Origin of the sequence: Chlorogloeopsis sp. ULAP02, from assembly GCF_038404745.2 — a bacterium.
GTDB lineage: Bacteria > Cyanobacteriota > Cyanobacteriia > Cyanobacteriales > Nostocaceae > Chlorogloeopsis.
Genome location: NZ_JAYKTT020000007.1, coordinates 25,724 through 38,024, shown reverse-complemented (window position 1 = coordinate 38,024; position 12,301 = coordinate 25,724). Strand labels below are relative to the sequence as shown.

4 protein-coding genes are annotated in these 12,301 nt (G+C 44.5%); all 4 read right to left on the bottom strand.

All coding sequences use genetic code 11. The features are described from left to right. Nucleotides 1-37 precede the first annotated feature (37 nt). The 4 genes from U2718_RS05805 to U2718_RS05790 all read right to left on the bottom strand — a co-directional run bounded on the left by U2718_RS05805 (nt 38) and on the right by U2718_RS05790 (nt 11,908). On the bottom strand, nt 38-1,018 hold the full coding sequence (locus U2718_RS05805; protein WP_341995811.1) for a cysteine synthase family protein: 981 nt from the start codon (nt 1,016-1,018) through the stop codon (nt 38-40). Further along, a complete protein-coding gene (locus U2718_RS05800) occupies nt 1,015-1,608 on the bottom strand; it encodes a phosphoribosyltransferase family protein (RefSeq protein ID WP_341995809.1) in 594 nt (197 codons plus the stop codon). Before U2718_RS05800 ends, U2718_RS05805 begins: the two co-directional genes overlap by 4 nt. A 263-nt stretch (nt 1,609-1,871) precedes the next feature. Further along, a complete protein-coding gene (locus tag U2718_RS05795) occupies nt 1,872-6,506 on the bottom strand; it encodes an amino acid adenylation domain-containing protein (RefSeq protein ID WP_341995807.1) in 4,635 nt (1,544 codons plus the stop codon). Next, entirely contained in the window at nt 6,503-11,908 is a 5,406-nt protein-coding gene (locus U2718_RS05790) for an amino acid adenylation domain-containing protein (RefSeq protein WP_341995805.1), read from the bottom strand. The genes U2718_RS05795 and U2718_RS05790 overlap by 4 nt, the downstream gene beginning before the upstream one ends. Nucleotides 11,909-12,301 lie beyond the last annotated feature (393 nt).

Sequence of the window (12,301 nt, the reverse complement as noted above, 5' to 3'; positions counted from 1 at the left end):
CGTTGCATCTGCAAAGTTCAATCCGCTCAGGCTATAACTAAACTATTGTCTTATAGGACTCATATTCGCTATACTTGCCGTCCCAAATGCTGAAGTACTTCCATGCTGAGTCGAATAAGACGGTGACAATATTCTTATCTAATCCAATAGTTCGGGCATACTTTTGCGTGACGAACATATTACTTCCAGCTGTCGGCCCAACAAAAAGTTTCTCTTCCCGGATTAGCTTTTTCATCATGTTCCAGCTGTCATCCCCCGAAACCATTTCAACATCATCAACAAGATCCTCTCGAAGATTTTTAGCTATTTTCCCTGGGCCAAGACCCATTAGATTGTGTGGAGAATGTACGAATTCTCGACGGTGAAGCTTTGCGTAGAGTGGTGCTGATTGATCAACCTCGACAGCAACAGTTTTCATGTTTGGAAATGCGGCTTTTAGCTGCTCGGCAATTCCAGAAAAGGTACCACCCGTCCCAATGCTACACACAAACAAATCGATTGTCTGATCTAAGGCGCGAAAATACTCTACTATCTCAACACCACATTGACACCACGCCTGCCTATTCAATTGGTTGCTTGATTGATCTAGAAAGTAACTGTTTGAATTTTCGCGGACATACTCATGTGCTCTTTCTTCGGCATACTCTAAGAAAGCACCACTGGGCGTTTCAATAATTTCAGCCCCAAAGGATTGAATTTGAGTTTTCCGCTCTATCGTCATGCCTGCTGGCATAAAGATAACCACTTTATAGCCCTTGAGACTGCCAATTTGAGCAAGCGCGGCTCCACCATTTCCGGTCGAACAGTCAACAAGTGTCATTCCTGGCTTGATTGCACCAGAAGCCTCTAACTCATTGATGATATAGTTGAAAACTCGGTCTTTATGACTACCTGTGGGATTTTTAAATTCGCATTTGGCGAAGATATTAGCTGAACCAGGTTCGGCAATATGTTTGATTTGATAGAGATTGGTATTGCCGATGGCATCTAAAATTGAATGTGATACTTTCGAGTTCATTTTGTGGTTTGTAGATGGGTAATCTTGTTTGTAAGAACTTTCGTGCGATGGGTGAGTGGATCTATGGAAATTTGAATTAGTGATTTTACTGGCAGGTTATACTTTGCTTGTATTTTCTTAACTCCGCCAGAATCGACCTTTTCCACTGCAACGAGTATTTCAACTACTTTTGCACCAGCTTTGTTAACTGCTTCTATGAGTGCAGCAAGTGTACCTCCAGTGCTGATGGTATCGTCTACGATCACTACTCGATCACCGGGAGAAATACCGTTCATGTATAGATTTCCGGTGAAATACTCGGATTTAATTGGCACTACCAAAGAATTGATTAAATCATAGTTGTACCATCTAGCTACAGCAAGCGGCAGTTTTTTTTCTAAGCAGATAGCAGCACCGAGAATAGCCCCTTTATCTTCTTCTACTAGTATTTTGTTGGCAGCAAATTCGCCAATTTTACATAACCTGTTTCGTGCTTCAATCAGTACATCGGGTCGCAACGCAGGCTGTTGGTCGGTGAACTCATTAATAGTTGTGTAATGAGTACCACTTTTTACGGTTGGTGCGTTTTCATAAACCTGTTCAAGAAGCATATTTACAGCCTTCCTTTTCTCAATTTGTGTCCTGAATAAATTTTGATATTTCTTAGAAAATCATCGGTCAACCTCACATTTTAAATTTCATTCTTATGAACTTTAAGTGAGGATTAAATTTTTCGTATTTAGGAAAAATCTATTTTTTGCTTTACATAATTGAGACATCCTAATGTTTTGAAATTACAGAAAACATAACTGAAACAATTACAAAAATTCACACCAATATTGTCAAAAGTTTCAAAACTTATTTTGGAAGTTAGTTAATTACAATGGGAAGCGAACGCCATTGACAATTCCGACAGGCGCAGATCTGGATTAGTGACAACATTGTTCAGCAATGTCTGAAAATAACCAGCCATCTGGGCGATGGTAGCGGCATTGAAGAGGTCAGAATTGTATTCAAAACAGCCATTCAGCCCCTCTGGTTCTTCTGATAGATCGAGCGTTAAATCACGCTTAACTATCCCGCTATCGACTTCGATTTGCTTCAGGGTCAAACCTGAAAACTCTAAAGCAGGTTTGGGAGTATTCTGAAAAACGAACATCACCTGAAATAGTGGTACACGCTTTATATACCGCTCTGGTTGTAATTCCTGTTCCAGCTTCTCCAAAGGCAAATCTTGGTGATCGTAGGCTCCCAGGGTTACCTCACGCACCCGATTCAGTAGCTCCCGAAAACTAGGATTGCCTGATAGGTCGGTGCGAAGCACCAGTGTGTTGGTAAAGAAGCCAATCAGCCCTTCGATCTCGGTTCGGTTTCGGTTAGCAATTGGCGACCCTACCAGGATGTCATCCAGCCCAGTGTAGTGGTAGAGCAATATCTTAAACACTGTCAACAGTGTCATGAACAAAGTCACCCCTTCTTTGTGGCTGAGAAGCTTGAGTTTTTCCGTTAAAACCTTAGGTAAAACCAGCGATTGTATTGAGCCTTGAAAGGTTGCAACTGCTGGTCGAGGTCGGTCGGTAGGCAATTCCAATACAGGAAGACTACCACTAAGCTGCTGTTTCCAATAGAAAAGTAGAGTTTCTAGAACTTCACCTTGTAGCCACTGCCGCTGCCAAACAGCAAAGTCTGCGTACTGGATTGAGGGTTCAGGAAGGGGCGAAGGCTTGCCAGTGGAAAAGGCTTCGTAGAGTACTGCTATTTCTCTAAACAAAACCCCTATAGACCAACCATCACTGACGATATGGTGCATTGTCAAGAGTAACACATACTCCTCATCGTCTAACCACAGTAAGGTGGTTCGCAATAATGGGCCTCGCTCTAGAGCAAAAGGTTGCTGTGCTTCCTTAATGGCAAGTTGCTGAACTTGGATCTCCCGCTCAGGCTCAGGTAATGTCTGGAGATCTACTACCGGCAGTGCCTGACTTAAGCTCTGGGTGATCACCTGAACAAGTTGCCCATCTACAACTGTAAAGGTAGTTCTTAGAGCTTCGTGACGCCTAAGAACTTCATCGAAGCTCTGCTTGAGGACTACTACATTTAGACTTCCCCTGATGTGAATGGCAGCGGCGATGTTATAAAGAGAGTTACCAGGTTGCAACTGGTCAAGAAACCAAAGTCTAGCTTGAGCAAAGGACATAGGGATATCTTTATCTGGTGCAATGGGTAACAATGGGAGATCTGCTGTAGATTGCCTGCTTCTTCGCACTGTCTGGATGTATTCAGCCAGTCCGGCAACTGTGGGAGCTTCAAACAAGCTACGCAATGCCAATTCCACTCTTAAGTTTGTCTGGACTTGTGAGATGAGTTGCGTTGCTAGTAAGGAATGTCCGCCTAGTTCAAAGAAGTTGTTGTGAATGCCTACTTTCTCAACACCCAAAACATCGGCCCAGATGCCTGCTAACATCTCCTCAATCGGATTTCGAGGGGTGACAAAAGTGAGTTCTCGTTCAGGAACAGCCATCTCAGGTGCTGGCAGGGCGCGACGATCTACCTTGCCATTCGGTGTCAGCGGAAGGGTGTCTAGGATCATGAAAACAGAAGGTACCATGTACTCTGGTAGCTTCTCTTTCAGGAAGCGGCGCAACTCACTAGTTGTTGGTATTGGCTGCTGATGGGGGACAAAATAAGCTACTAGCTGCTTATTTCCTGGAACATCTTCTCTGGCAACAACTACAGTTTCTTGCACAGCTGGATGTTGACTCAGCACAGTCTCAATTTCACCCAACTCGATGCGGAAGCCACGAATTTTCACTTGATGGTCTAGTCGCCCAATATATTCAAGATTTCCATCAGGTAAATAGCGTACTAGATCGCCAGTTTTATAGAGACGTGACTCTAGTTCGTTACTAAACGGGTTACGAATGAACTTTTCAGCAGTTAACTCTGATCGGTTAAGGTAGCCGCGGGCTAACCCCTCACCACTTATATATAATTCACCTGGGATTCCAATGGGTACGGGTTTGAGATCAGGGTCTAAAACATAAACTTGGGTATTGGCAATGGGACGACCGATGGATACAACACTGTCCTCTGGTTTTACCAAAGTAAATGTAGAATAGGTCGTGTCTTCCGAAGGCCCATAAAGGTTGAAGACTTGTTGTACACTACTATGTTTATACAGCTGCTGTACAAGCTTTTTCGTAAGAGGTTCACCTGCTAAATTTATGGTGCGCACAGAAGTGGGTATGGCATTTAATCTTAGTAATTCAGCTATTGCAGAAGGAACTGTGTTAATTAGAGTGACTTCTTCCCTGGCAGGTAAATCTGGAAGATGTAAAGCGTTGTTGGCGAGAATTACTTTACCTCCCCAACACAGAGGTGCAAATAACTCGAAGACAGACAAATCAAAGCAGATGGAAGTTGATGCCAGAACTCCAGCTAGATCCTTGTCAGTAAACACCTGTCTTGCCCAATCTAGAAAGGCTACCGTGCTGTGATGTTCAATCATAACAGCTTTAGGTTGACCTGTAGAGCCGGAAGTGTAAAGTACGTAGGCATTGTGTGAGGGTAGCACCTGAGTATTGGGGTTATCCTCACTTTCTTGATGGATGGTTTTCCAGTCATTATCTAGGTAGACAAATTGTGCCGAATGCTGAGGAAATTTGGCAAGTATTTGTGTTTGGGTAAGCAGTATTGGTGCTTGGGCATCTTGCAACATAAATGCCAAGCGTTCTTGGGGATAACTTGGATCAAGGGGAATATAAGCACCGCCAGCTTTGAGAATACCTAATAAACCTATAATCATGTGAAGCGATCGCTCAACGCAGATACCTACCCGTACCTCTGGTTGAACACCTAATTTCTTCAGGTAATGGGCTAGTTGATTGGCACGTCTATTCAACTGTTGGTAGGTAATTTGCTCGTCTTCGCAAACCGCGGCAATGGCATCAGGAGTTCGCTCTACTTGTTCTTCAAACAATTGATGGATACATTTTTGTCGAGGATATTCTTTGTGGGTATGATTCCATTCCACCAAAATTTGCTGCTGTTCAGGTGATGTCAGCAAAGGTAAATCTGATAAACGCTGGTTTGGACAAGCAACAATTCCTTCCAGCAAAGTTTGAAAATGCCCTGTCATTCGCCCAATGGTGCTGGCATCAAATAAATCTGTATTATATTCCCAGCAACCTTCTATTCCGCTGGCTGTCTGTGAGATATCGAGTGTTAAGTCAAACTTCGCCGTTCCACTGTCAATTTCTAATGGACTCAATTCCAAACCAGAAAAATCCAGAGCAGGCATGGGAGTATTCTGAAGGGCGAACATCACCTGAAATAGAGGTGTATAGCTAGTATCCCGCTCTGGTTGTAAAGTTTCCACCAGTTTTTCAAAGGGTAGATCCTGGTGATTTTGGGCTTCTAAAACCATTTGGCGCACCCGACTAAGCAGTTCTCTAAAGGTTGGGTTCCCTGCCAAATCTGTACGCAATACTAATGTATTGATAAAGAAGCCAATTAAATTTTCAATTTCCGCATGGTTACGGTTGGCAACCGGAGAACCGACAAGAATATCTTCCTGCCCTGTATAACGGTAAAGCAAGATTTTGAAAGCTGCCAGTAGAGTCATAAATAAGGTAACCCCTTCTTGCTGGCAGAAATTGTTGATTTGCTCAGATAGAGGCTTGGACAGCACAAACCCTTGCTTGGCTCCGTGAAAAGTCTGAATCGCAGGGCGCGAGCGGTCAGTGGGCAACTGGAGTACGGGGAGATTTCCACTCAGCTGCTGCTTCCAGTAAGTAAGTAGCTCTGATAATACCTCGCCTTGCAACCAATCTCGTTGCCAAACAGCAAAGTCTGCGTATTGAATGGAGAGTGGAGGAAGTGGTACAGACTTATGGTGAGAAAAAGCATCGTAAAGCACTGCTAACTCCCGCAGCAACACTCCTAGAGACCAGCCATCGGAGACAATATGATGCATTGTCAACAGAAGTATATGTTCCTGTGGCGATACGCGCAGAAGTTTAGCACACAACAGCGGCCCTTGTGTCAAATCAAAAGGTTTTTGGGCTTCTTCAGTCGCCAATTGCAAAGTTTGTGTTTCTCGCTCGCTTTCAAGTAAATCCTGGAGATCTATCGTCGGCAACATCAAAGTACGAGCTGAGTGAACCACTTGCACTGGTTGCTGGTCTACGATCATAAATGTAGTTCGCAAGACTTCGTGACGCTGCACAATTTCGTGGATGCTTTGCTCTAGTGCCGCCACATTCAACTTACCTTTGAGACGGATGGCAGCTGGAATGTTGTATGCCGAACTTTGGGGCTGTAATTGGTGGAGAAACCACAGTCTTTGTTGAGCAAACGAAAGAGGCGCTGCATCTAAATTTTCTCGTGGAGAAATTGTTTGTGTTTTGTCTAGTTCAACTCCCTCCTCTTCTAAAAAGTAGGCGAGAAGTTCTAGTTTGTCTTTTAATAAGGGATTTGGCTGCTGTGAGAAGTGTTGAAAGTCTTTCATGTGTTGCCTCTTTCCTGTTTCTTGTGCTGAAGCGTTGCTCTGATATCATTGGCTGACATAGCATTGATTTTCTGGAAAACCTGAGCAATTTTTTCCATCTGTCCTGGCTTTGTTTCCTGAGTAATCAAAAGTTGTGCCAGCTTCGCTACGGTATTTGCTTCAAAAAGGCTTTGCAGGGGCAATTCTACCCGGAAAACGTCTCTCAGTCGGGAGATAATTTGAATAGCTAATAAGGAATGTCCTCCCAACTCAAAGAAATTATTGTAAATACCTACACGTTTAACTGGAAGAATTCCGCACCAAATCGCAGCTAAAATTTCTTCAAGTGCAGTACGGGGGGGAACAAAACTTTCATTGTGCTCAAAGCTGATAGCGTCCGGTATCGGCAGTGCGCTGTAGTCTAATTTACCATTTGGTGTCCGTGGTAGTTGCGACATGGTGACGAAAGCACTGGGAAGCATATAGTCTGGCAAATAACGAGACAAATATATGCGCAAGTTTTCACCTTGGTGCAGATTGATTGCGTCTTGTTTAGGTACTACATAGACGACTAAATGCTGGGCGGATACACTCTCACTTAAGTGATTGCGTACACACACAGCAGCTTCCACAATACTTGGATGATGACGCAACAGAGTTTCAATTTCTCCAAGTTCCAGACGGAAGCCACGAATTTTGACTTGCTCGTCCAGGCGACCGAGAAATTCGATGTTGCCGTCGGCTAAATAACGAGCTAAGTCACCAGTTTTGTAAATTGTCGAGACGCAAGATCTCGCATCTTTACAAGATATAAAAGGATTAGGTATGAATCTCTGAGCAGTTAGATCTGGGTTGTTCCAATAACCACGTGCCAAGCCAGCACCACCAACATACAGTTCACCGGGTACACCAATTGGAACTGGTTGCAAATGCTTGTCTAGGATATACACTTGTTGGTTAGCGATCGCCTTACCGATGGCAATTACTGATGAGTACGGTTCTACTTTCCAGGTTGTAGCATCAATAGATACTTCTGTGGGGCCGTAGCAGTTGTGGAGTTCTACACCATTGAGACGGGCAAAAAAGCGATCGCGCACTTGCATGGGTAAAGCTTCGCCGCCACAGGTAACGTAGCGCAGTGTGGTACAAGTTTCTAATCCAGGTTCTTCTAGAATCAGTTGCAGCATGGCAGGAACAAAGTCCACAAGCGTAATTTGCTCTTGTGCCATCACTTGAACCAGATAATTGGGTTCCCGATGACCTCCCGGTCGTGCGATTACCAGACGCGCTCCAGACAGCAATGCTCCGAAAATTTCCCAAACTGCAACATCAAAACTAAAAGAGGTTTTTTGTAAAATCCGGTCAGATCGGGTGAGTTGGTAATGCTCTATACCCCAATGTAGGCGATTCACAATTCCTTGGTGAGGAATCATTACCCCTTTTGGTTGCCCTGTCGAACCAGAAGTGTAGATCACATATGCCAGGTTAGCGGGGGTGATATTTGTAGTTGGGTAGTCTGCACTTTCTTGGGCAATGATTTCCCAGTCTGCATCCAGACAAATCATCTTGTCTGTATATTCTGGCAGATTGGTAACAAGCTTTTGTTGAGTCAACAGAGTTGTCGTCTGGCTGTCCTCCAGCATAAAAGCTAGCCGTGCTTGGGGATAAGTTGGGTCGAGAGGGACGTAGGCACCGCCAGCTTTGAGAATACCCAGCACCCCGACTATCATCTCCAAAGAGCGCTCCATGCATATTCCTACCAACGTGTCAGCTCTCACACCTAGCGACTGTAAGTAATGGGCTAGTTGATTCGCGCGACTGTCCAGTTCGCGGTACGTTAATTGTTGCTTCTCAAACATCACCGCGATCGCCTGAGGGTTACGCTCTACCTGGGCTGCAAACAACTCATGGAGACATTTTTGGGGATAGTCTGTTTGAGTGCGGTTCCACTCTACTAACAACTGATGGCTTTCGGTTGGCGTCAATAACGGCAAAGTTGAAATAGACTGGGCTGGATTGGCAACGATACTTTCTAGTAAAGTTTGGTAATGAGCTGCTATGCGGGAGATAGTTTCAGGTGCAAACAAGTCTGTATTGTATTCCCAGGATACTGCTAGTTCTCCGTTCACTTCTGCCATTGTCAGTGTCAAATCGAACAGAGCTACCCGTTGTTCCAATCCCCAAGACTCCATTTCCAGTTCACCCAGATGCATTCTTGCTCCTGTCTCGCCTAAAGTAAAGGCTGCCAAGCTTTCTTGATTTTGCAGATGGGCTTTTTCCAAAACGAACATAGTTTGGAATATAGGCGATCGCCTTGAGTCTCTAACTGCTTGTAGTCGTTCTACCAACAGGGCAAAGGGATAGTCTTGGTGTTCAAAGGCATCGAGGACAGTTTGCCGCATTTGACCCAAAAATGCCTTGAAGTTGGGATTTCCAGAGAGATTCCCTCGCAGCACCACGGGATTAACAAAGTAACCTACCAATCCAGACAACTCTGAGCGACCTCGACCTGCTGTGGGGGAGCCTACCAGAATATCTTCTTGACCTGTATAGCGGTACAGAAGTGCCTGAAAAGCAGCCAGCAAGGTCATGTAGAGAGTCGCTCCTTGGCTGCGGCTCAATGTTTTAAGTTTCTGAGTTAGATCCGCACTCAACTTCCAAGGTACTGTTGCACCTCGATCGGTTTGAATTGCTGGTCGCGGTTTGTCTGTGGATAAATTTAATATCGGTAACTCACCAGCCAGTTGCTTTTGCCAATAAGCCCACAATTTCTCTCCTTTTGGACTAGCTAGCATTTCTGCTGTAGCACGAGTATAGTCTGTGTAATCTAGTGGCAGTCTAGCTAGAGAGACAGAGATATTATTTGTTTGTGCTTGGTAGAATATTCCTAGCTCCTGGGCGAGGATTGCTAAAGACCAGAAATCTGCAACTACGTGATGTACAGCCAACAAGAGAATGTGTTCCACCTCCGATTGTGCGAACAGATGCACCCGTATGAGCGGCCCTTGCTCTAAGTTAAAAGGAAGGCGAGCTGTTTGCTGTAGATGTTGATTGAGAAATTCTTCGCTCCAGGTAGAAACGTCTTGGAGTTGGAAGTCAATCTGCATCTGTTCATGAACCAGCTGCACAGGTTCCCTATCAACAATAGTGAAGGTAGTCCTTAAAGCTGGATGACGCTCTACTAATTGTGCAAATGCATGTTGCAACGCGCCAATGTCCAGTTCTCCCCGCAAGCGTACAGCACTGACAATATTGTAAGCTGCACTTTTGGGTGCCAGTTGGTGCAGGAGCCACATTGCCCGTTGACCATAGGAGAGAGGATGTTGAATATTAACTTTCTTGGTGGAGATGAGAGGAGTTGCTTGGGTAAAGCTAGGTGCTGTTAATTCAGTCAGGATAGCGATCGCTAGTTGAGCGATACCATCACCTTGCAGAAATCTGGTCATGGGCAAGACTATGCCCAAATCATTTTCAATACTGTGTTGCAGTTCGACAGCCATCAACGAGTCTAGACCTAAACTAGTCAACGGCTGCTGTAAGTTCAACTGGGAAGGAGGTATCTTCAGCACTTGAGCTACGCATTCTTGAAGATAAGACTCTAAGCGAGGCTGGCGGTCTTTGGCTGCTAATGCCAAAAGAGTTTCCTGAGTCAGATTATCTTTACTCTTAATCTCATAGGTATCTGCCAAAATGCTGCTACCTACCACATCCAGGCTTTGATTCAGAAAACCAGCCTGGCAGGCATGACGCTGAATCTTGCCACTGGAAGTTTTGGGAATCCCTCCCGGTTTAAGTAGCAGTACAGCATATACTTGCAATTCATGATTTTCTGCGATCGCTTGCCGAATAGCTGCCACAACTTCGTTGACATCCAAATGCCGCAGGTAACTCCGCTTGACTTCTTGCACAATCACTAGCCGTTCTTCGCCTGCAACATCAATTGCACACGCCGCACCCGCCGCAGATTGCAGTGCCGGATGGCTGTTTTCGACTGTAAGTTCGATGTCTTGGGGGTAATGATTGCGACCACGAATAATAATTAAGTCTTTGAGACGACCAGTAATAAACAGTTCCCCAGCGTGGAAAAATCCTAAGTCTCCCGTACGCAGAAATGCATCTCCACCTATATCTTTGATTTGCGCTGCAAAAGTACGCTTTGTTTCTTCAGTTCGGTTCCAGTAACCACCAGCAATACTTGCACCTGATACCCAAATTTCTCCGACTTGATCAGGTAAACAGGGAGTTAAAGTTTTAGGATCTACGACAATAATTTTTTGTTGCAACTGGCTTTGCCCGCATCCAATCAAGGTACGGGTATTGCCATTATCTTCTCTGGTTGCGACTACTTGGTTTTGTTCCAAACTGGAAGCCTGAAATGTTTTCACTGTTGGCGGTGCTGGCTTTTTACCACCAGCAACTAGTAAAGTTGCCTCAGCGAGTCCATAGCAGGGGTAAAATGCTTCATACCGAAAGCCACATTCAGCAAAAGTGGTAGCAAACTGTTCCAAGGTTTGGCGACGAATCGGTTCAGCGCCATTAAAGGCTACGTTCCAGCTACTGAGATCAAGAGTCTGCCGTTCTTCGGGAGTAATTTTACGAACACAGAGGTCATAAGCAAAATTGGGGCCGCCACTAGTCGTGGCTTTGTAGCGAGTGATTGCTTGCAACCAACGTACAGGTCGTTGTAAAAAGTCTACTGGCGACATTAGTGTGGTTGGAAAACCGCTGTAAACTGGCTGAAGAATTCCACCAATCAAACCCATGTCGTGGTAGGGTGGCAACCAGATTACACCGTGACTGTTGGGTGTATGCTCGAAACACTGCTGAATTTGAGCCGAGTTATGTAGCAAGTGAGTGTGACTAAGCATCACCCCTTTGGGAATTCCTGTAGAACCAGAGGTGTACTGAAGAAATGCCAGTGTGTCACTAGTAATTACTGGTTGTTGCCATTCTTGTTCCCAGCTAATTTCGAGGTTGTTAGTTGCTATCCAGCACAGAGTCTTAAGAGCCGGAAAATCAATACTTTTACGTTCGATATTTGATAAAACGTCGGTATTAGTGAGTGCGATCGCTGCTTGGGCGTCTGTCACTATTGCTTGCAGTCGTGACAGAGATTGGTTAGCGCGGGGTGGATAAGCTGGAACAGCAACAACTCCCGCATACAAACAACCGAAAAACGCTGTGACAAACTCCAAACCAGGAGAGTACAGTAACAACGCTCTGCCACCAGTGGCATCTATTGATTGTAGGTAAGCAGCGATTAGCCTTGCCTTTCGATCCAATTCTTGATAAGTAAAGCTACTTACTTCTGTTTCTCCATTCACTAGAAAGGTAAAAGCCAGTTGATCTGGCTGGTGTAATGTTCTGTAGCGTAGCAGGTCTACAAAAGTAGAAACTTTCAGATTATGTAAGGAGTTAGTCATCTTACTTGTGTCTAGTGAAACAGTCACTCTGAGACATTCAAAGTTGATAAATGCTTGCTTTTAACCAAATTATTTGCCCAAATTCTAAAAACCAAGCCTGTCCAAAAGCTGGTGAGCGTTTGCACATTATTTATTAACTTTGCCGATACATTTAAATTAACGATAGTTCAATTCAATTTATGCGCTTTTCAGATACAGGTGGGGAGGACAAATTCCAATGGCTCCCATTTGATTACTTTGTTGGTTTTTCCAAGTAAATATTTCAATACATATTTTTTGCTGGGCTGGCGGGAAAAAGCCTTGCTCATGGAAATTCCGACATTGGAGTCTGATGTTATTTGGCTAATTGATTAATCACTCGCAACTTGCCTATTTTCTTCAAAGTTAGATTTT